Genomic DNA, 21,055 nt, shown 5'->3' on the forward strand with positions numbered 1-21,055 from the left:
GAGCGTTCAGGCCGTCGCAGGAGCACATATACCCATGACTCAAGCCCAATCCGGCGCCCAGGCGCCGGTTGCGATCACGTTTGCCGATCTCGCCCTGAGCGAGCCCATCCAGCGCGCCATTGCCGACACCGGCTACACCGTGCCAACCCCCATCCAGGCCCAAGCCATTCCCCAGGTACTCGCTGGTGGCGACCTGATGGCTGCCGCCCAGACCGGCACCGGCAAGACCGCCGGCTTTACGCTACCGATCCTGCACATCCTCTCCGAGGAACACGCTCATAACATCAAGCCAGGCCGCCCGCGCTGCCTGATCCTGACGCCGACGCGCGAACTCGCCGCCCAGGTCGAAGAGTCGGTCCAGACTTACGGCAAGCACCTGCCCCTGACTTCCATGGTCATGTTCGGCGGTGTCGCCATCAACCCGCAGATTGCCAAGCTCAAGAAAAAGGTGGACATCCTCGTCTCCACCCCGGGCCGCCTGCTCGACCATTGCAACCAGAAGACCATCGACCTGTCCGGCGTGGAGATCCTGGTGCTGGACGAGGCCGATCGCATGCTCGACATGGGCTTCATCCGCGACATCAAGAAGATCCTCGCGATGCTGCCGAAGAAGCGCCAGAACCTGCTGTTCTCGGCCACCTTCTCCGACGAGATCAAGGCCCTGGCCGACGGCCTGCTGCACGAACCGGGTTTTGTCGAGGTTGCCCGCCGCAACACGGCCTCCGAGCTGGTCACCCAGTCGGTGCACCTGTGCCCGCAGAAGGTGAAGCGCGAGCTGCTGGCCTTCCTTATCAAGAAGCACCAGTGGTTCCAGGTGCTGGTGTTCACCCGCACGAAGCATGGCGCCAACAAGCTGGCTGAATACCTCGCCAAGCACGACATCCCCTCGGCAGCCATCCACGGCAACAAGAGCCAGTCAGCCCGCACCCGTGCCCTCGCCGATTTCAAGGACGCCAAGCTGCAGGTGTTGGTGGCCACCGACATCGCCGCCCGCGGCCTGGACATCGACCAGCTGCCCCAGGTGGTCAACTTCGAGCTGCCCAACGTCTCGGAAGACTATGTGCACCGGATCGGCCGCACCGGCCGTGCCGGCTCCTCCGGCGCCGCCGTCTCCCTGGTGGATCGGGAAGAGCTGCCCCTGCTGAAGGACATCGAGCGCCTGATGAAGCGTCTCATCGACAAGGTCGAAGTGCCCGATTTCGTACCCTCGGCCGCCCCCCCCGACACCGACGAGCGTCCGCCCCGCGAACCGCGCGGCGCCCACAACGGCGGCCGTGCCCGCCAGGGCCAGGGTGGCGCTCAGGGTCAAGGCCCGAAGCAGGGCCAAGGGCAGGGACAACGCCAGGGCAAGCCCAAAGGCCAGGGTGGCGCTCAGGGTCAAGGCAAGACACAAGGGCAGGCAGCCCGCGCCGAAGGCAGCCAGGCCCAGCCCGCCCGCCCGGCCAAGCTGCAGCAGCCCAGCCAGGGGCCCAAGCCCCAGCGTCCCGCCCGCCAGGCTGATGGCCAGCCGGTGGATGACGATTTCGGCAACCGGGTGGACTACCAGCCGCGCGCCCGCAACAACTACCGGGATCCGGAAGCCAGCCCCGGCGGTCACCGCCACGGCAACGGGGGTGGTTTCGACAAGCCCAACCGGGGCTTCGGTGGCGGCAAGCCGGCCGGCCAGGGTCCGCGTGGTGGCGGCCAGGGCCAGAACACCGGCGGAGCCAAGGGCGGCAACCCCAACCGCGGCACCCCGGCCGCACTGGACGAAGCCAAGCGTCCGGTCGTCACCCTCACCGGCCGCAAGCCGGGCGACGTGAAGCCTGCGGCGCTGTTCACCCCACGGGGTAACGGCGGCAACGGCAATCGCGGCTGAGCCCAAGACACGCCACGCACGTCAAGACGCCCCCTCCGGGGCGTTTTTTCATTTATGGTGCAGGCTGGACTTTTGGCCCCTTATCGGGGATCCATGCGAATGCGACCACTACCGCTCACCCGCCGCCTGGCCTCATGCCTGATCGCCATCACGGCAAGCCTGACCACCCCATCCGCCATCGGGCAACAACCCGACCCCGGTGAGACAACTTACCGTGAGATCTGTGCCGCCTGCCATGGCGCGGGCGTGGCCAAGGCCCCGCAACTGGGAAACCGCCGACATTGGGCACCCCTGATCCGCGAGGGACAGGCCGTACTGACCTCCCACGCCTGGGTCGGGGTGCGCGGCATGCCGGCACGAGGCGGGCGTAACGACCTTAGTCTCGATGCATTTTCCGGAGCCGTGGCCTACATGGCCCGCTCGGCGGGTGCCGACTGGCAAGCCCCGGATGCGGCAATGCTGCGTCGAATCGAGGCGGAGGTGCGCAAACGCGAGGCGGCCCACAAGGGCCGCAAACCGGGTTGACCCAAGAAACAACGGCACCCGAGGGTGCCGTTGTTTCTTGGGGGCCAAGCGCTTGCCTGTCAGCTCCTGCGCCGACGCAGGGCCAGCAAGCCCAGCAGGCCACCACCAGCCAGCACAGCGCTGGTCGGCTCCGAAACCCGCCCGTATTCCCCGGTCACGCCGGCAATCTTGATGAAGTCCTTGTTGGAATCCGCGCTCGGGAAGGACTGCACCAGGGTGTTCAAGGCCCCGACAAGCCAATACCGGGAGCTGATGTTCAGGTCATTCACGCTCAGGGGCTTGTAACCCGCGGTGTTGGCGGACTGGGATACACCGCCATTGGCAGCGTTGGTGTAATGGGCAGAGTTCGATGCCTTGACCACGCTCCAGCCATTCGACAGCAGCGTCGAATAGCCCACGTCGCCGGACAGGAAGGTAGGCGTGCCGCTCCCCGTATAGGCCAGCACGGTCAGGTCAGAGTCGGTCTTCCACCAGCCGACCGTCACCGTCTTGAGGGTCACCGACGACCCCGCTCCGAAGTCGAACAGCATCGAGTCGTAGCGCGCGTTGTTGTCCATCGTATGCCCGGGGGAGGTCGAGTTCTGGATGGTCCCCTCATTGGTGTCGCCTGCAGTTCCGGCATCCCGGTTGGTCACCCCGAGGCCACCACTGTAAGTGCCGAGGTAGGCACTCTCAATGTAGGCGTTCTGGGTGCCACCGCTACTGTTCTTGGTGTCCGACCAGGCCGAGAGGGTAAGGCTGCCCCCATCCCCGTCGCCGGTGTAGGTACGCGTGTTGCCAAAGGCGCCGCTACCGGACTGGTTGCCACCGTTGGTGAAACTCCAGCTGGAGGCCGCGTGAGCAGTGCCGATCCCGATCAGGGCAAGGAAGGTCGCCACCATGGAACGAGAAAATCGAGTGGTCATATTTTTCCTTGATGAAATTGGTGTTCTTAAGCGTTTATTAAGGTTTACATGCAAGATATAAACCAATTTTATAAATTTCTGTTAATTAACAGTTTTTTTATTCAAAGAGTGCCGTCTGCAGTTCGGGTGTAAAGCAGGCCGACACCCCCGGCTCAGACGCCCAGTTCACGCCGCAAGGCCTCAGCGTCGGCCTGACTTTCGAACTCGCCCCGGGCCCTGAGGGCCGCAGCCAGTTCGTTACGGGCCTCGTCCCGTTTGCCACTGCGATGGAGTGCCCATGCCAGGTGGTATCGCACCTCGCGGGAGTCCGGCGCCCTCAGGCGTGCCGCGCGCAGGGTCTTGAGGCCGATATCCAGCGCACCACTACGCGCTTGCAACCAGCCCAGGGTATCCAGGGCGTTGGCATCGGCCGGAGCCAGTCGTGCCGCCTTCTCGGCCATGGCCAGCGCGCCGGCATCGTTCAGGCGCATCAGCACCTGGGCCAGATTGTTGGCAGCGGCAGCGTTCTGCGGGTCGCGGGCGAGCAGGGCCTCGTAGGTGCTGCGCGCAGGCTCCAGCCGCCCCAGGCGCAGATAGCCTTCGGCCAGCGCCGCCTGTATCTGAAGTGCGTCGGGCTGCCGACGCAACCAGCCCTCCAGCAAGGCCACGCCACGCACCCCGTCGCCCGCCTGGAAAGCCGCGGAGAAACTGCGCAGGGCCAGCGCCGTCGACGGTGACTTGTCGAAGGCCACCCGGTAAAGACGGGCCGCCTCACCCGCCTGCTGGCGGGCCAGGGCGATGTCGCCCGCCAGGCGCAAGGCATCGACCCCACTGGCACTGCGCGCGGCCAGCTGACGCAGCAGGGCTTCGGCACGGGGCAGGTTGCCAGCCAGGATCTCCGCCTCCACCTGCAGGACCTGAGCCGGCAGGTAACCGGGCTTCGCGGCCAGCGCCTTTTCAGCGCTGGCCCCGGCGTCGTTGGCAGCCCCCGCCGACAGCTGGAGCTGACCGACCCGCACCAAATACTGGGGGTCCGGGCCGGCCATGCGGGCGAGGCTGGCAAACGCCGCACGTGCCTGCGTCCCGTCACCGACAGCCAGGTGGGCGCGCCCGAGGGCCTCAAGGACGACCGGATCATCCGGGCGCACCAGCACCAGCTTTTGCGCCAGGGCGAGCGCGGCACCCGGCTGGCCCAGGCGCTGGTGGACCGCCAGCAGCTCAAGCCCGGAAGTCACCTCCCCGGGTATCAGCGCCTGGGCCTTCTCCAGCAGGGGGAGCGCAGCGGCCGGACGACCGGCGTAGCTTTCGAGGCGAGCCATCTCCGTAAGAGCCTGCGCGTTGCCGGGCGCGTCCTTGAGAAGTGCCGCGAGGCGCTGGCGAGCCTCATCAAGGCGCCCCTCGGCGACATCGAGACGGGCCAGGTTGAGGCGGGCCGGCACCAGACCGGGCTGCAGAGCCAGGGCCTTGAGATAGGCAGCCCGTGCGTCGGCCGGGCGGCGGGCGGCAGCCTTAACAGCGCCTGCGAGATTATGGGCGGCGGCATCGTCGGGCAGGCGACGCAGCAGGGCGTCAGCCACCGTCGTGGCGTTGCGCACGTCGTTGCGGCGCAGGTAGAGCGTCACCAGGGCAGCGGCCACCTTGAACTGTGCCGGCTCCTTGTCGAAGGCGCTGCGCAGGGCCGCCAGCCCCAGGTCGCCCTGTTGGCCGGCCAGGCGGGCAAAGCCCATCTGGGCCGTGATGCCCGGATCACCGCCGGTCAGCCGGGCGGCCCGCTCCAGCGCATCGGCGGCGTCCCGGTAGCGGCGCTGCTGCATGCGCAGGGCGGCCAGGGTGGTGAGCACCTGAGGATCGGCATCGCCCGAGCGCAGCAGGGGTTCAAGCAGGTCGGCCACCCGCGCTGTGTCGCCACTGGACAGGTAGATGCCGGCGAGCAGCTTGCGGCCGGCAGGGTCGTCGGGCATGCGCAGTACGTACAGCTCCAGCAGTGCCCGGGCCCGTTCAAGGCGTCCGGTGGCCTGGCTGGCCAGCCCGCCGAGCATCAGCAACGGCGGCTGGCTGGCAAGGAAGGTGTCGGGCAGGGCATCCACCAGGCGGGTCACCTCCTCGAGCTGGGCCCGGGACGCCCGGCTGTCGCCGCGGGCGGCAAAGACCAGGCTCTTCAGGTAGGCCACGCGGGGCTCACGCTGGCTGAGGGCCGCAGCCCGCTCCAGGTCGGGCAGGGCTTCGTCAGGGCGTTGCAGGTCGATCAACAGGGAGGCGCGGGCCACCATGCTGTCGAGCAGGCGCGGGTCGGCCTTGAGGGCCTGGGCGAAATAGTCCAGCGCGGCAGCAGGCTTGCCGGCACTCTGCTGCAGCACGCCCTGCAGGTGCAGGAGCTGCGCATCGCGGGGGGCCATGGCGGCGGCGGCCTCCAGGGCCTGGCGGGCCCGAGGCGTATCGCGGGTGCGCAGCGCCAGGTCGATCTCGGCGCGCAGGGGCGCCAGGGAGCGGGGATCGGCCGCCTTTGCCTCCTCTACGGCACGCCAGGCCGCCTTGGTGTCGCCCTGATCGGCATGGGCCGTGGCCCGCATGGCCAGCACTTCGGCCCGGGCCGAAGGCGCCAGGCCATCAGGTTTGATGCGGGCGAGGAGCTTCTCGCTGTTGCCGAACATCATCAGCGCCGTACCGTAAGGCTGGGCCACCTCGGCCATGCTGGCGCCCAGACGCAGGGCGATCTCGAACTCGGCTTCGGCGGCGGCCGCCTGACCGTCCCGCAGCAGGGCCTTGCCCAGCAGCAGGTGGGCCGCCAGTAGGCTGCTGTCCTTCTGCACGGCATTGCGGGCCTGGATGATGGCACCGGGAAGATCATTGCGGGCCAGACGGGCCACGGCATCCTCGTGGTAACGGGCCGCCTGGCTGCTGTCACCACGGGCGGCATGCGCCCCCTGAAAGGACAGTACGGCACCCAGCACGAGGCCGGCAAGAAGGGGTCTGCAGGAACGGGAGGAAGAGGCGCGGCCGAAGGCGGGCATGGGTCGCAACACGAGAAAGGAATATGACTTTGGTTATAGAGCCCGCCCCTTCGGCCACCTGTGACAAAGGCCACACCCGCCACCGCCACCCCCGGAAGGATTTAACGCTTCGCAACAAAGCGTCGATTTCACCCCCGATTCTTGAAGCCCGTCGATGTGCCCCCACATGCGAGGTTGGCGTGTGCCCTTCCCTCCCGGATCATGGAAAAGAAAACGCAATTCAGCCTGTGGTACTTCGTGTTCGCCGTGTTTGCGATCTTTACGCTCCACGATCTGTGGGTGCAGGTCCGCACGGTGGAACCTCTCCCTTACAGCGAGTTCCAGCGCCTGCTCAAAGCCGGTGAGGTGACGGAGATCTCCATCGCCGACAACACCATCCAGGGCAGCCTCAAGCAGCCCCTGCAGGACGGACGCCAGAAGTTCGTCACCACCCGGGTCGATCCGTCCCTGGCGAAGGATCTGGCCCAGTACGACGTGAAATTCACCGGCGTGGTGGAGAACACCTTTTTCAAGGATCTGCTCGGCTGGGTGCTGCCGGCGGTGATCTTTGTCGGCATCTGGATCTTTGCCATGAAGAAGTTCGCCGGCAAGCAGGGGCTGGGCGGTGGCTTCATGAACCTGGGCAAGAGCAAGGCCAAGGTGTACGTGGAAGCCAATACCGGGGTGAGCTTCGAGGATGTGGCCGGCGTGGACGAGGCCAAGGATGAGCTCAAGGAGGTGGTCGGTTTTCTGAAGGACCCGAAGGCTTCCGGGCGGCTGGGCGGACGGGTGCCCAAGGGAGTATTGTTGGTCGGCCCGCCGGGTACCGGCAAGACCCTGTTGGCCAAGGCGGTGGCCGGCGAGGCCGGGGTACCCTTCTTCTCGATTTCGGGCTCCGAGTTCGTCGAGATGTTCGTCGGTGTCGGTGCGGCACGGGTGCGCGACCTCTTCGAGCAGGCCCGGGCCAAGGCACCGGCCATCATCTTCATCGACGAACTGGACGCCATGGGCCGGGCTCGCGGAGCCTTCGGCGGCATGGGCGGCGGCCATGACGAAAAGGAGCAGACCCTCAACCAGTTGCTGGTTGAGCTGGACGGCTTCGATTCGTCATCGGGCCTTGTACTGCTGGCCGCCACCAACCGGCCCGAAGTCCTCGACCCGGCCCTGCTGCGCGCCGGGCGCTTCGACCGCCAGGTGCTGGTGGACCGCCCCGACAAGAAGGGCCGCATCGCGATCCTCGATGTGCACATGAAGAAGATCACCCTGGCCGCCAACACCGATGCGGAGAAAGTCGCTGCCCTGACCCCCGGCTTCACCGGCGCCGAGCTGGCCAACCTGGTCAACGAGGCGGCCCTGGTGGCCACCCGCCGCAACGGCGAGTCGGTGACGGTGGAGGACTTCACCGTGGCAGTGGAGCGCATCGTCGCCGGCCTGGAGAAGAAGAACCGGGTGCTCAATGAACATGAGCGCACCGTCGTCGCCTATCACGAGATGGGCCACGCCCTGGTGGCCATGGGCCTTCCGGGCACCGATCCGGTGCACAAGATCAGCATCATCCCGCGGGGCGTGGGCGCCCTTGGCTACACCATCCAGCGACCCACCGAAGACCGCTTCCTGATGACCCGTGCCGAACTGGAAAACAAGATGGCCGTGCTGCTGGGTGGCCGGGCCGCTGAACAGCTGGTGTTCGGGGAGGTTTCCACCGGCGCCGCCGACGATCTGCAGAAGGTCACCTCCATCGCCCGCTCCATCGTGATGCGCTTCGGCATGGACGCCAAGCTGGGCAACGTGGCCTATGAGAGCGAACGCAGCAACTTTCTCGGCCAGACTGCCCCGCCCCAGGAGCGCAGCTACTCCGAGGAGACTGCCCGCGAGATCGACTGCGCCGTGCGCGCCATCGTGGCGCAGGCCTTCGAGCGCAGCAGCGCCATCCTGACCCAGCGGCGCGACATCCTGGAAGAAACCGCCCGGGATCTGCTGCTTCGGGAAACCCTTGATGAAAGCGACCTGAGAGCAATCCACGAGCGGGTGACGGGGGCATAATCCGGGCTTGCCCAACAGGAGCCTGTCGTGCGCCCTTTCCTTGCCCTGAGCCTCATTCTCACCGCCACCCCCACTCTGGGAGCCGGCCCCAACCCGTCCGGCCCCATCGACGGGATCTACATCCACTTTGCCGACGCCGGCCTGCTCACCGACTGCCGCAGCGGCAAGCGCGTGGCGGTAGCGACGGAAGCCGACAACGCCGCGCTTGAGCGAGCCTACCTGGCGAGCGCCACCCAGCCTGGCGCCCCCCTGTGGGTCAGCCTGCTCGGGCACGTGGAGAATCGCCCCCGCCTGGAAGGCGGTGGCCGGGAAGACGTGCTGGTCGTGGATCGCTTTGCCCGGGTCGAACAGGGCCGGGGGTGTGCCCGCCACGCTGAACTCCATACAGCCCGCTGGAAGCTGGTGCGCCTCGATGGGCGGCCAGTGGCGACCGAGGGAACACCGCCCTTCCTGCAATTCAACCCCGCTCAGGGGCGCCTGACGGGTTCAAGCGGCTGCAATCGCCTGAGTGGGGAGTATCGCAGCTGGGGGCCGAACGGCTTCACCGTGCTGCCCCTGGCCACCACCCGTATGGCCTGCCCGGGCACGCTTGCCGAACAGGAAACACGCTTCGTCGGCGCCTTGTCCCGTGCCACCCACCGCATCCAGGCCGGCACCAGCCTCGAGCTACTGGCCGACGGCCTCCCCGTGGCCCGCTTTGAGGCCGAATACCTGCGCTGAGCCTGAGCGCAGCGCCCGCAAGCTGGGGCTACAATGGCCCTGCTTGCATCCAAGGCCCTGCCCCGGGCGGCCCAGTCCGCACCCGCGATCATTCGCCCTTCCCTGGAGGAATTGCCCATGTCCTGTATCCGTACCCCTGCCCTCACTGTCCTGGCACTGTGCGCCAGCCTCGTCCAGCCGGCCCTGGCCCAGGAATCTGCCACCCTGGCCAAGATCAAGAGCAGCGGCACCATTGCCCTGGGCCATCGGGAGTCCTCCATCCCCTTCTCCTACTACGACGACAAGCAGCAGGTCGTCGGCTACTCCCAGGAGCTCATGCTCAAGGTCGTCGACGCCGTCAAGGCCGAGCTCAAGCTCCCCGCCCTCGCCCTCAAGCTCACCCCCGTCACCTCCCAGAACCGCATCCCCCTCATCCAGAACGGCACCGTCGACATCGAGTGCGGCTCCACCACCAACAACACCGAACGCGCCCGCCAGGTCGCCTTCTCCAACACCATCTTCATCATCGGCACCCGCCTGATGACCAAGAAGGAATCCGGCGTGAAGGACTTCCCCGACCTCGCCGGCAAAAACGTGGTCACCACCGCCGGCACCACCTCCGAGCGACTCATCCGCAAGATGAACGAGGAGAAGAAGCTCGGCATGAACATCATCTCCGCCAAGGACCACGGCGAGTCCTTCCTCACCCTCGAAACCGGCCGCGCCGTCGCCTTCATGATGGATGACGCCCTCCTCTACGGCGAGCTGGCCAAGGCCAAGCGCCCTGCCGACTGGACCATCACCGGCACGCCCCAGAGCTTCGAGGCCTACGGCTGCATGATGCGCAAGGACGACCCGGGCTTCAAAAAGCTCGTCGATGCCGCCCTCGCCAAGGCCATGACTTCCGGCGAGGCCGAGGCCATCTACAAGAAGTGGTTCACCCAGCCCATCCCCCCCAAGGGCCTGAACCTCAACTTCCCGCCCTCCGACGCCATGCTCAAGCTCTACAAGGCACCCAACGACAAGCCTTTTGAATGAGTCTGATCCGCCCGGGGGCATGACACCATGAGCTACAACTGGAACTGGGGCATCTTCGGCAGCCCCGTGCCCACGGGCGACACGACCTATCTGGGCTGGATGCTGTCCGGCCTGCAGACCACCATCCTGCTGTCCCTGTCGGCCTGGGTCATCGCCCTGGCCCTGGGCAGCCTGATGGGCGTGCTGCGCACCGTGCCGCACAAGGGCCTGTCAGGCATCGCCGCGGCCTACGTCGAGGTCTTCCGCAATATCCCGCTGCTGGTGCAGCTCTTCATCTGGTACTTCGTGCTGCCGGAGGTGCTGCCATTCGGCCTGGGCGACCGCTTCAAGCAGGATCTCAACCCGCTCACCCAGCAGTTCGTGTCGGCCATGGTATGCCTGGGCTTCTTCACCTCTGCCCGGGTCTGCGAGCAGGTCCGCTCAGGCATCAACAGCCTGCCCCGCGGCCAGAAGAACGCGGGCCTCGCCCTGGGCTTCACCTTGCCGCAGACCTATCGGCATGTGCTGCTGCCCATGGCCTTCCGCCTGGTCATTCCGCCCCTCACCTCCGAGTTCCTCAACATCTTCAAGAACTCCGCGGTGTGCTCGACCATCGGCCTGCTCGAGCTCGCCGCCCAGGGCCGCCAGCTGGTGGATTACACCGCCCAGCCCTACGAGTCCTTCATCGCCGTGACCCTGCTCTATCTGCTCATCAACGTGGTGGTGATGCTGCTGATGCGGGTCATCGAGACCCGCAGCCGCGTGCCCGGCTACATCGGCGGAAAGTGAGGGAGCTGCGATGAACTACGAATTCGACTGGTCCTCCATCCCCGGCGCCCTGCCCTTCCTGTGGGAGGGCATGAAGGTGTCCCTGGAGATCACCGCCATCGCCGTGATCTTCGGCATCGTCTGGGGCACCCTGCTGGCCATGATGCGGCTGTCCCCGGTCAAGCCCTTGTCCTGGTTTGCGGCGGGCTACGTCAACCTCTTCCGGGCCATCCCGCTGGTGATGGTGCTGCTGTGGTTCTTCCTGATCGTGCCCCAAGTGCTGCGCGGCGCCTTCAACCTCGACCCCAACACCGACGTGCGCCTCACCTCGGCCATGATCGGCTTCGCCCTGTTCGAGTCGGCCTACTACTCCGAGATCATCCGCGCCGGCATCCAGTCGGTACCCAAGGGGCAGGTCTCCGCCGCCTCGGCCCTGGGCATGACCTACGCCCAGGCCATGCGCCTGGTGGTGCTGCCCCAGGCCTTCCGCAACATGGTTCCGCTGCTCCTCACCCAGGCCATCGTGCTCTTCCAGGACACCTCCCTGGTCTATGTCTCGGCCCTCGCCGACTTCTTCGGCGCCGCCTACAAGGTGGGCGACCGGGACGGACGCCTCGTCGAGTTGCTGCTCTTTGCGGGCGCGGTGTATTTCGTGCTGTGCTTCAGCCTGTCTCAGGTGGTTCGCCGTCTGCAGAAACGGATGGCAACGCTCTAAGGATTCAAGATGATCACGATCGACAAGGTTTCCAAGCACTACGGCAGCTTCCAGGTCCTCACCGACTGCACCACCCAGGTGAAGAAGGGAGAGGTGGTGGTGGTGTGCGGCCCGTCGGGCAGCGGCAAGTCCACCCTGATCAAATGCGTCAATGGCCTGGAGCCATTTCAGGCCGGCGCCATCACGGTAGATGGCATTTCGGTCGGCGATCCGAAAACCAATCTGTCGAAACTGCGCAGCCGGGTCGGGATGGTCTTCCAGCACTTCGAGCTGTTTCCCCACATGAGCATCACCGACAACCTGAGCATTGCCCAGGTGAAGGTGCTCGGGCGCTCGAAGGACGAAGCCCGCGACAAGGGCCTCAAGCTCCTCGACCGGGTCGGCCTCAAGGCCCACGCCGCCAAGTTCCCCGGCCAGCTCTCCGGCGGTCAGCAGCAGCGCGTGGCCATCGCCCGCGCCCTGGCCATGGACCCCATCTGCATGCTCTTCGACGAGCCCACCTCGGCCCTCGACCCGGAGATGATCAACGAGGTGCTGGACGTGATGGTGGAGCTGGCCCAGGAAGGCATGACCATGATGTGCGTCACCCATGAGATGGGCTTCGCCCGCAAGGTCGCCAACCGGGTGATCTTCATGGACCAAGGCCGCATCGTCGAAGATGATGCCAAGGATGCTTTCTTCGGCGCCCCCCGCTCCGAGCGCGCCCGCCAGTTCCTGGCCAAGATCCTGCAGCACTGAAGTGGCACTGCCGCACATCCGCATCCTGGCGACCGGCGGCACCATCGCCGGTGAGGCCGACCCGGCCGGCGACGGCGCCCGTTACCGGGCAGGCGTACGCCCGGTAGCCGCCCTGCTCGCGGCGGTGCCCGGCCTCGACGGGGTCGCCAGCCTCGACGCCGAACAGATCCTCGCCCTCGACAGCAAAGACATGACGCCGGACGGATGGCTGAGCATGCTGTCAGCCGCCCGCCAGGCGCTGGCCGATCCGTCGGTTGACGGGGTGGTGATCCTCCACGGCACCGACACCCTTGAGGAGAGCGCCTACTTTCTGCACCTCGCCCTGCCCCCCGGCAAGCCGACGGTCCTCACGGGAGCGATGCGCCCCGCCGATCATCCAGAGGCCGACGGCCCGGCCAACCTGCTCACCTCCGTCCGGCTCGCCGCATCGCCTGAGGCCGCCGACAAGGGCGTGCTGGTGGTGATGAACGGCACGCCTTACGGCGCCCGCCATTTACGCAAGGCTCGGACGACGGGGCTGGATGCTTTTGAAGCCGACCAGACCTGGACTGCGGCCGAACCTGACGGACGCTTCGCCAGCCTGACGCCGACCGCCCTGCCCCGCGTGGACATCCTGCCCGGCTATGCCGGCGCCCCCGCCATGCTGATCGATGCCAGCGTGGCAGACGGTGCCCGGGGCCTGGTGCTGGCCCTGACCGGCCACGGCAGCGTGCCGTCGGCGTGGGAGCCAGCCCTGCAGCGGGCCCGGGACCAGGGTGTCGCCATCCTCAGGGCCAGCCGCTGCGCCGGCCCGGTGATACACAATGGGAATGCCGATGATGACGGCGCCGGCTGGCTCACCGCCGGAGATCTGCCGCCGCCGAAGGCCCGGGTGGCCCTGATGCTGGCCCTCGCCGCCGGCTGGGAAGCCCGCACGCTGAAGACACGCCTGCCCGGCTTCTGACTCAGCCGCCGCGCCCCTTGCGGGTGAAGGCCACACGGGCCTCCTCCAGCACCTGGGCCAGCTCCTCGCGGGCTTCGAGGGAAGACTGGATGAGCTTGCTCTCATCGTGGGAAATGGCCTGCTGGCGGGCCAGCACTTCCGCATCATGACGGGCGAACCGATTGACCAGTTGCTCTGCCAGGGCAGGTGGCTCGTGCAGCAGCTCCAGGGTCCAGCGAGCCATCTCCAGACTCGAGGGCAAGGTCTCACGGATCTGCCGCTCGATACCCAGATCCATCAGACGGCTGGCGTGAAAGCGATTACGCGCCCGGGCCACGATCTGCACATGGGGAAAATGCTTGCGCACCAGCTCGGCGGTTCTCAACGAGGCCTCCACGTCATCGATGGCCAGCACGAAGACCTTGGCCTTGTCGAGCTGGGCAGCGTGCAGCAGATCCAGATGGGCTGCATCCCCATAGAACACTTTCAGGCCAAAACGCCGCACTGTATCCACCTGCCCGGCATCGGCATCCAGGGCGGTGAAGCTGACACCCCGCGCCAGCAGCAAGCGACCGACGATCTGCCCGACCCGCCCGAAGCCGGCGATGACCACTTCGCTCGAATGCACCGGCAGATCATCGTAGGCGCGCACGGGCCCTTTGCCCCGGGTCGCCTCGGCAATCCGGTCGCCGAGCAGAAGGAGCAGAGGTGAAACCGCCATGGACAGGGCCACTACCAGGGTCAGCCGATCGGCTTGAACCTCACCCAGCACCCGGAAGGACTGGGCCGCATCGAAGAGCACGAAGGCAAACTCGCCCCCCTGGGCCAGGGTCAGGGCCAGCGACCTGGCCTCCGGCGCCGGCCCACCGACAAGCCTGCGCAGCACGAAGAGCACGATGAACTTGATGAAGATGAGGCCCACAGTCAGACCGAGAATCTGCAGGGGCTGATCCACCAGCAGACGCAGGTTGGTGGACATCCCCACGGCCATAAAGAACAGACCCAGGAGCAGGCCCTGGAACGGCGCGATGGAGGCCTCAAGCTCATGCCTGAACTCGGAATCCGCAAGGAGCACGCCGGCGACGAAGGCCCCGAGGGACATGGACAGGCCACCCGCCTGCATCAACAGGGCAAGGCCGAGCACGGTCACCAGGGCCGCGGCGGTAAACATCTCGCGGCTGTTCACCCTTGCCACGTGGCGGAACAAAGCATCAAGCAGGGGACGCCCCACAAAGGCCACCACCACCAGCAGGCCAAGACCAACCCCGGGATGGGTCAACGCCGTCGGCTTTCCCGTACCGAAAAGGGGAATCAAAGCCAACAGGGGAATCACCGACAGATCCTGGAACAGCAGGATGGCAAAGGCTTCCCGGCCATGACGTGTAGACAGCTCACGCCGTTCGGCCAGAGTGGGCAGCACGAAGGCGGTGGACGACAAGGCCAGGATGATACCCACCACCACCGCCGCCGACACCGATAGCCCCAGGTAGCGCCCGGCGCCTGCCAGGGCCGCCGCCACACCAAACAGCTGCAGCGCACCCAGACCGAACACCGAGCGGCGCAAGGCCCACAGGCGTGATGGCTTGAGCTCCAGCCCGATGACGAAGAGCAACATGATCACGCCCAGTTCGGCGGTATGCAGGAGGTTGTCCGGATCGCGCACCAGCTTCACGCCGGATGGCCCGATCAGCATTCCGACCGCCAGATAGCCCAGCACCGTCCCCAACCCGGCCCGCTTGAAAAGAGGGACGAACAGAACGGACGCCAGCAACAGGGCGGCAAAGGTGGTCAGGGATTGCATGGACGGAAGAAAGTGACGGGCAACTCGATATCCCACAAGTCTCTCATAGTCCGGCAACGCATTTCGTGACCGAAGAATCTGGAAACACTATTGCTGTCTCCGCTGGCACCAACCGCCCTCCGCAGAGATGGCCGCCGCGATCCGGCCGGGCTACCTACAGCCCCGGATCCTGGCCGCCACCGGCCAGGGCTGCATCTACCACCCTACGGGTCAGATGGGGGGCGAAGTACTCGATGAAGGCATACACATAGCCTCTCAGCCACGCATTGCGACGCAAGCCGATGCGCGTCGTGCTGGAGGCGAACAGATGCGCGGCATCCACCATCCCGAGCTCCTTGTCCACCGCCGGGTCGAAGGCCATCTTTGCGACGATGCCTACCCCCAGGCCCATGGCCACGTAGGTCTTGATCACGTCCGAGTCGATGGCGGTCAGCACCACATTCGGCTTGAGCCCGCGCCCCATGAAGGCTTCGTTGATCTTGTTGCGCCCGGTGAAGGCGAAGTCGTAGGTGACAATGGGGTAGCGGGCAATGGCCTCCAGGGTCAGGGGCTGGGTGCTCAGGATGGGGTGCCGTACCGGGGCGATGATGCAGCGGTTCCACTGGTAGCAGGGCAGCATCACGATGTCCTCGTGTTCGGCGATGGCCTCCGTGGCAATGGCAATGTCGGCCACGCCGGACAGCACGTACTCGCACACCTGGTGGGGGTTGCCCTGGTGAAAGGACAGGCGCACGTTGGGGTAGCGGGCCATGAAGCTGCGCACCACCGGCGGCAGGGCATAGCGGGCCTGGGTATGGGTGAAGGCGATGGACAGGCTGCCCGTCGCCTCGTTGCTGAATTCCGCGCCGACTTCCCGAAGGTTGTCCACTTCCTGCAAAATGCGCGCCGCGATCGCCAGAACCTGCTTGCCGGGTTCGGTAATGTCCACAAGTCGCTTGCCGTGACGGACGAAGATCTCCACCGCCAACTCCTCTTCCAGCTGGCGGATCTGCTTGGACACGCCCGGCTGGGAAGTAAACAAGGCCTCTGCCGCTTCGGACACGTTGAGACGATGCCGGGCCACCTCGAAAACATAGCGCAGTTGCTGGATATTCACCTTGCTCTCCCTTGTCCCCGAACCGACGCCTTGGCGCACGCCAATAGAACTTTTACTTCTATCAGTCTAACCAAAAACCCCTTCTTGGATCTAACAACTCCCTCTACGATGCGCTGCACAAAGATTTTGGGTTTATCATGAGCATCGCGTACACCATTGCCGGCTTTTCCGTAGGCGCCATCGTCGGTCTCACCGGTGTTGGCGGCGGGTCTTTGATGACACCGCTGCTGGTGCTGATATTCGGAATCAACCCGTCCGTGGCGGTCGGCACCGACCTGTTGTATGCCGCCATCACCAAGGCGGGAGGTACACTTGCCCACGGGCTGAAGGGCACTGTGGACTGGACGATCACCCGTCGCCTTGCCATGGGTAGCATTCCCGCCGCAGCCTTGACGCTGTTGCTCGTGGGCCATTTTGCCCCCGGCGGCATTGACGGTGCGGCTGCGCTGATCAAGACCTCCCTGGGTTTTGCCCTGCTGCTGACCGCCGTGGCCATCATCTTCCGTAAGCAGATCCAGGCTTACGCCCTGCGCCACTCCGACGGGCAGGAGCGACCGCAACGCACGGCCGTACTCACCGTGCTGACCGGCATCGTGCTGGGCGTGCTCGTTTCCATCTCATCGGTGGGTGCTGGCGCCCTGGGTGTCAGTGCCCTGTTTTTCCTGTATCCCCGCCTGCCCACTCTGCGCATCGTCGGCAGCGACATCGCCCACGCAGTGCCCCTGACCCTGGTGGCCGGCATCGGCCACTGGTTCCTGGGCAGTGTCGACTGGTCCTTGCTGGGCAGCCTGTTGATCGGTTCCCTGCCGGGCATCTGGCTGGGCAGCCATATTTCCACCCGCGTCCCCGACCGGGTGCTGCGTCCGATTCTGGCAACCATGCTGGTCTTGGTAGGCAGCAAGCTGATTGCGGCCTGACCGGCCCCTGAGAATAACCAGGAAGAAACCATGTACCGTTACGACCCCTACGACCAGAAGATTGTCGACGAACGCGTCGCCCAGTTTCGCGATCAGACCCGCCGCTACCTGGCCGGTGAACTGACCGACGACGAGTTCCGCCCCCTGCGCCTGCAGAACGGCCTGTACATCCAGCGCCATGCCCCGATGCTGCGGGTCGCGGTGCCCTACGGCCTGCTGTCCACCACGCAGATCCGCAAACTGGCCCACATCGCCCGCACCCACGACAAGGGCTACGCCCACGTCACCACGCGCCAGAACTTCCAGTTCAACTGGCCCGAGCTGAAGGTGGTGCCGGAGATCCTGGCCGAGCTGGCCACCGTCGAGATGCACGCCATCCAGACCTCCGGCGCGTGCATCCGCAACATCACCTCCGACCCCTTTGCGGGCGTCGCCGGCGATGAGTACATCGACCCGCGGCCCTGGTGCGAAGTGCTGCGCCAGTGGAGCACCTTCCACCCGGAATTCGCCTTCCTGCCGCGCAAGTTCAAGATTGCCGTGAATGGCGCCGAGCAGGACCGGGCAGTCATCCAGTGCCACGACATCGGCCTGGAGCTCAAGCGCGATGCCGCCGGTGAAATCGGCTTCCGGGTGCTGGTTGGCGGTGGCATGGGCCGCACCCCGATCATCGGCGCCGAGATCAGTGACTTCGTGCCCTGGCAGCACATCATCACCTACTGCGAAGCCATCCTGCGTGTGTACAACCGCTATGGCCGCCGCGACAACCTGTACAAGGCGCGCATCAAGATCCTCGTCAAGGCCCTCGGCATCGCCGAGTTCAAGCGCCAGGTGGAAGAGGAATGGGCCTTCGGCAAGAACGGCCCGAACACCCTCACCGAGGCCGAAGTGGCCCGCGTGGCCACCCACTTCACCACGCCGGCCTACGCCAGCCTGCCGGCCGAGGACGCGGATTACGCGGCCCAGCGTAGCGCCAACCCAGCCTTTGCCGCCTGGACCCGCCGCAACGTGCTGGCCCACAAGGTGCCCGGCTACGCCGTGGTGGTGCTGTCCCTGAAGGATCCCCAGCGCGCCCCCGGCGACATCACCGATGCGCAGCTCGAACTCGTGGCCGATCTGGGCGATGCCTACAGCTTTGGCGAAGTGCGCGCCACCCACGAACAGAACCTGGTGCTGGCCGACGTCCGCCAGTCCGATCTGTTCGCCGTCTGGGAGAAGGCCCGCGCTGGCGGCCTGGCCACGCCGACCTTCGGCCTGCTGACCGACATGATCTGCTGCCCGGGGGGCGATTTCTGCGCCCTGGCCAATGCCAAGTCCATCCCCATCGCCAACGCCATCCAGGCCCGCTTCGACGATCTGGACTACCTCTACGACATCGGCGACATCGAGCTCAACATCTCGGGCTGCATGAACTCCTGCGGCCACCACCACGTGGGCCACATAGGCATCCTCGGCGTCGACAAGAACGGTTCCGAGTGGTATCAGGTCAGCCTCGGCGGCAGCCAGGGCAACAACACCAGCATCGGCAAGGTCATCGGCCGCGCCTTCGCCGCCGCCGAAATGCCCGACGTGATCAGCAAGGTCATCGACGTGTACCGGGCCCAGCGCCTCGACGGCGAGCGTTTCATCGAAACCGTCCGCCGCATCGGCCTCGACCCGTTCAAGATCGGCGTGTATGGCGACGCCGCCATCATCGAAAGGAAGCAGAATGCCTAAGCTCATCAGGAACGGCCGCGTGGTCGACGACAGCGCAGAGATCCTGGTCCTGGACGAAACCCAGGCCCCCGAAGCCCTGACCCTGCCCGAAGGGCAGGTATTCGTGCCCCTGGCCGTGTGGCAGGCCCACAAGGGCATGCTCTCGGGTCGTGCCGGCGTGGGCGTGTGGCTCGACAGCCACGAGAGCGTGGAGGATCTGGCCGAAGATCTGGAAAGCCTGTCGGCCGTCGCCCTCAACTTCCCCAAATTCACCGACGGCCGCGCCTACTCGGGTGCCGCGCTGCTGCGCAGCCGCTACGCCTTCAAGGGCGAAGTCCGCGCCATCGGCGATGTGCTGCGCGACCAGTTCTTCTTCATGCAGCGCTGCGGTTTCGACACTCTCCAACCCAAGGCCGGCAAGTATTCCGATGCCCAGCTTGAAGAGGCGGTCGCCAGCCTGAAGGATTTCTCCAGCCCCTACCAGGCGGCCATCGACCAGCCGGAACCCCTGTTCCGCCGTGCCCAGCGCGTCGCCTGAGCATCAGGAGCCGATCACATGCATCCTAACCAGAACCCCAAGCTCGACGACCCCACCCTGCTGGCCGGCCTGGAAGCCAAGGTCGCCGCCCTCAAGGTCGACCTGGCTGCCTGGGCCACCGAGCTGCCCGCCATCACCATGGCCAACAGCCTGGGCGCCGAGGATATGGTCCTCACCGACGTGATCTGCAGCAGCGGCCTGCCCATCGAGATCTTCTCCCTCGACACCGGCCGCCTGCCCCTGGAGACCTATGACCTGATGGCCAAGGTGCAGCAGCACTATGGCCTGAAGCTCAAGTTCTTCTACCCGAACCACGACGCCATCGAAACCTTCACCCGCGAGCACGGCATCAACGCCTTCTACGACAGCGTAGAGCTGCGCAAGGCTTGTTGCCACGCCCGCAAGGTCGAACCCCTGGGCCGCGCCCTGGCCGGCAAACAGGCCTGGATCACCGGCCTGCGCGCCGAGCAATCCACCACCCGCACCGACCTGCCCAAGCGCCAGTTCGACGAGGGCAACGGACTGATCAAGTTCAACCCCCTGTCCGACTGGACCGAGAAGGAAGTCTGGGCCTACATCCGCCTCAACAAGGTTCCGTACAACGCCTTGCACGACAAGTTCTACCCGAGCATCGGCTGCGCCCCCTGTACGCGCCCGGTGTCGATCGGAGAAGACGTTCGCGCCGGGCGCTGGTGGTGGGAAAATCCGGAAACCAAGGAATGCGGCCTGCACGTCAAGAAGTGACGCGCACCGAAGAACCCTCACACGAGTAAAGCAATGTCGACGCTCACCAAACAAACCCTGAGCCACCTGGACTGGCTCGAATCCGAAGCCATCCACATCATGCGTGAAGTGGCCGGCCAGTGCAGCAACCCGGTGCTGCTGTTCTCCGGCGGCAAGGACTCCATCTGCATGCTGCGGCTCGCCGAAAAGGCTTTCCGCCCGGGCAAGTTCCCCTTTCCGCTGATGCATATCGACACCGGCCACAACTACCAGGAAGTCGTTGTCTTTCGCGACAAGCGTGCTGCCGAGCTGGGCGAGCGTCTGATCGTCCGTTCGGTTGAAGACTCCATGGCGCGGGGCACGGTGGTCCTCAAGCATGAGAACGAATCCCGCAACAAGCACCAGTCCGTGACGCTCCTCGAGGCCATCGAGGAGTTCGGCTTTGACGCCTGTATCGGCGGTGCCCGTCGTGACGAAGAGAAGGCCCGCGCCAAGGAGCGGATCATGAGCTTCCGCGACGAATTCGGCCAATGGGACCCGAAGAACCAGCGCCCCGAGCTGTGGAACCTCTACAACGCCCGCAGCCACAAGGGTGAGAACATCCGCGCCTTCCCGATCAGCAACTGGACCGAGATGGACGTGTGGCAGTACATCGAGCGCGAAGGCCTCGAACTGCCCTCCATCTACTTTGCCCACACCCGCCCGGTGGTGATGCGCCAGGGCGCCATCGTGCCCGTCAACGTCCCCCTGACCAACGGCGAGCTCACCAACCTGCCCAAGGCCGGTGAAGAGATCATCGACCTGCAGGTGCGCTTCCGTACCGTCGGTGACATCTCCTGCACCGCCCCCGTCGAGTCGGACGCCGACACCGTCGAGAAGATCGTGCTGGAGACCGCCACCACTACCATCACCGAGCGCGGCGCCACCCGTCTGGACGACCAGACCAGCGACGCCTCCATGGAACAACGCAAGAAAGAGGGTTACTTCTAAATGAGCGCCCATCAAGTAGAAGACCGGGGCCTGCTGCGCTTCCTCACCTGCGGCTCCGTGGATGACGGCAAGAGCACCCTGATCGGCCGCCTGCTGTTCGACACCAAGACCATCCTCGCCGACACCCTGACGGCGATCG

At 65.8% G+C, this 21,055-nt stretch carries 18 protein-coding genes and 1 pseudogene; 15 read left to right on the forward strand and 4 right to left on the reverse strand.

All coding sequences use genetic code 11. The annotated features are described in order from the left end of the window. The first annotated feature begins 34 nt into the window (after window positions 1-34). Both ACIQ09_RS06580 and ACIQ09_RS06585 read left to right on the forward strand, forming a co-directional pair. Window positions 35-1,858, forward strand: coding sequence for a DEAD/DEAH box helicase (locus ACIQ09_RS06580; protein WP_398307435.1), 1,824 nt, complete (start codon window positions 35-37; stop codon window positions 1,856-1,858). 99 nt (window positions 1,859-1,957) lie between these two features. Beyond that, window positions 1,958-2,383: a c-type cytochrome gene (locus ACIQ09_RS06585; protein WP_398307437.1), complete on the forward strand. Its 426-nt coding sequence runs from the start codon at window positions 1,958-1,960 to the stop codon at window positions 2,381-2,383. Window positions 2,384-2,442: 59 nt separating this feature from the next. Here ACIQ09_RS06585 and xdp1 read toward each other — a convergent pair whose 3' ends face one another. Both xdp1 and prsT read right to left on the reverse strand, forming a co-directional pair. Further along, window positions 2,443-3,288 carry an exosortase-dependent surface protein XDP1 gene (gene xdp1 / locus ACIQ09_RS06590; RefSeq protein WP_398307439.1) on the reverse strand — a complete coding sequence of 282 codons (846 nt, stop codon included), beginning with the start codon at window positions 3,286-3,288 and terminating at the stop codon, window positions 2,443-2,445. 152 nt (window positions 3,289-3,440) lie between these two features. After that, window positions 3,441-6,278 (reverse strand): XrtA/PEP-CTERM system TPR-repeat protein PrsT, encoded by a 2,838-nt coding sequence (gene prsT, locus ACIQ09_RS06595; protein WP_398307441.1) that lies wholly within the window; start codon window positions 6,276-6,278, stop codon window positions 3,441-3,443. A gap of 201 nt (window positions 6,279-6,479) precedes the next feature. Between prsT and ftsH the strand changes: the two genes are divergently transcribed. The 7 genes from ftsH (at window position 6,480) to ACIQ09_RS06630 (ending at window position 13,180) form a co-directional block, all read left to right on the forward strand. Further along, complete coding sequence (gene ftsH, locus ACIQ09_RS06600; RefSeq protein ID WP_398307444.1) at window positions 6,480-8,300, forward strand: ATP-dependent zinc metalloprotease FtsH; 1,821 nt, start codon at window positions 6,480-6,482, stop codon at window positions 8,298-8,300. A 27-nt stretch (window positions 8,301-8,327) separates the two neighbouring features. Next, window positions 8,328-9,020 (forward strand): META domain-containing protein, encoded by a 693-nt coding sequence (locus ACIQ09_RS06605; protein WP_398307446.1) that lies wholly within the window; start codon window positions 8,328-8,330, stop codon window positions 9,018-9,020. 117 nt (window positions 9,021-9,137) lie between these two features. Continuing rightward, window positions 9,138-10,037, forward strand: a complete 900-nt coding sequence (locus ACIQ09_RS06610; RefSeq protein WP_398307448.1) for a glutamate/aspartate ABC transporter substrate-binding protein — start codon at window positions 9,138-9,140, stop codon at window positions 10,035-10,037. Window positions 10,038-10,064: 27 nt separating this feature from the next. Beyond that, complete coding sequence (locus ACIQ09_RS06615) at window positions 10,065-10,805, forward strand: amino acid ABC transporter permease (RefSeq protein WP_398307450.1); 741 nt, start codon at window positions 10,065-10,067, stop codon at window positions 10,803-10,805. Between the two features lie 10 nt (window positions 10,806-10,815). Next, a complete protein-coding gene (gene gltK, locus ACIQ09_RS06620; protein ID WP_398307453.1) occupies window positions 10,816-11,499 on the forward strand; it encodes a glutamate/aspartate ABC transporter permease GltK in 684 nt (227 codons plus the stop codon). A gap of 9 nt (window positions 11,500-11,508) precedes the next feature. Further along, window positions 11,509-12,237 (forward strand): amino acid ABC transporter ATP-binding protein, encoded by a 729-nt coding sequence (locus ACIQ09_RS06625; RefSeq protein WP_398307455.1) that lies wholly within the window; start codon window positions 11,509-11,511, stop codon window positions 12,235-12,237. Between the two features lies 1 nt (window position 12,238). Further along, window positions 12,239-13,180 (forward strand): asparaginase, encoded by a 942-nt coding sequence (locus ACIQ09_RS06630; RefSeq protein ID WP_398307457.1) that lies wholly within the window; start codon window positions 12,239-12,241, stop codon window positions 13,178-13,180. 1 nt (window position 13,181) lies between these two features. Here ACIQ09_RS06630 and ACIQ09_RS06635 read toward each other — a convergent pair whose 3' ends face one another. Both ACIQ09_RS06635 and cysB read right to left on the reverse strand, forming a co-directional pair. Beyond that, entirely contained in the window at window positions 13,182-14,996 is a 1,815-nt protein-coding gene (locus ACIQ09_RS06635) for a monovalent cation:proton antiporter-2 (CPA2) family protein (RefSeq protein ID WP_398307459.1), read from the reverse strand. A gap of 118 nt (window positions 14,997-15,114) precedes the next feature. Next, window positions 15,115-16,056 carry an HTH-type transcriptional regulator CysB gene (gene cysB, locus ACIQ09_RS06640; RefSeq protein WP_398307461.1) on the reverse strand — a complete coding sequence of 314 codons (942 nt, stop codon included), beginning with the start codon at window positions 16,054-16,056 and terminating at the stop codon, window positions 15,115-15,117. 137 nt (window positions 16,057-16,193) lie between these two features. On the opposite strand from cysB, the gene ACIQ09_RS06645 reads away from it, so the two are divergent. The 6 genes and pseudogenes from ACIQ09_RS06645 to ACIQ09_RS06670 form a co-directional block, all read left to right on the forward strand. Then, window positions 16,194-16,973: a sulfite exporter TauE/SafE family protein gene (locus ACIQ09_RS06645; protein WP_398307463.1), complete on the forward strand. Its 780-nt coding sequence runs from the start codon at window positions 16,194-16,196 to the stop codon at window positions 16,971-16,973. Between the two features lie 30 nt (window positions 16,974-17,003). After that, the gene (locus ACIQ09_RS06650) at window positions 17,004-18,686 is read left to right on the forward strand and encodes a nitrite/sulfite reductase (RefSeq protein WP_398307465.1); all 1,683 of its coding nucleotides are present in this window, start codon (window positions 17,004-17,006) and stop codon (window positions 18,684-18,686) included. Then, complete coding sequence (locus ACIQ09_RS06655; RefSeq protein ID WP_374500225.1) at window positions 18,679-19,203, forward strand: DUF934 domain-containing protein; 525 nt, start codon at window positions 18,679-18,681, stop codon at window positions 19,201-19,203. Before ACIQ09_RS06650 ends, ACIQ09_RS06655 begins: the two co-directional genes overlap by 8 nt. Before the next feature lie 18 nt (window positions 19,204-19,221). Then, window positions 19,222-19,947: a phosphoadenylyl-sulfate reductase gene (locus tag ACIQ09_RS06660; RefSeq protein ID WP_398307468.1), complete on the forward strand. Its 726-nt coding sequence runs from the start codon at window positions 19,222-19,224 to the stop codon at window positions 19,945-19,947. Between the two features lie 33 nt (window positions 19,948-19,980). Then, the gene (cysD, locus tag ACIQ09_RS06665) at window positions 19,981-20,916 is read left to right on the forward strand and encodes a sulfate adenylyltransferase subunit CysD (RefSeq protein ID WP_398307470.1); all 936 of its coding nucleotides are present in this window, start codon (window positions 19,981-19,983) and stop codon (window positions 20,914-20,916) included. Further along, window positions 20,917-21,055: pseudogene (locus ACIQ09_RS06670) on the forward strand (sulfate adenylyltransferase); the annotation flags it as partial.

It is taken from the genome of Zoogloea sp. (assembly GCF_044344315.1).
GTDB lineage: Bacteria > Pseudomonadota > Gammaproteobacteria > Burkholderiales > Rhodocyclaceae > Zoogloea.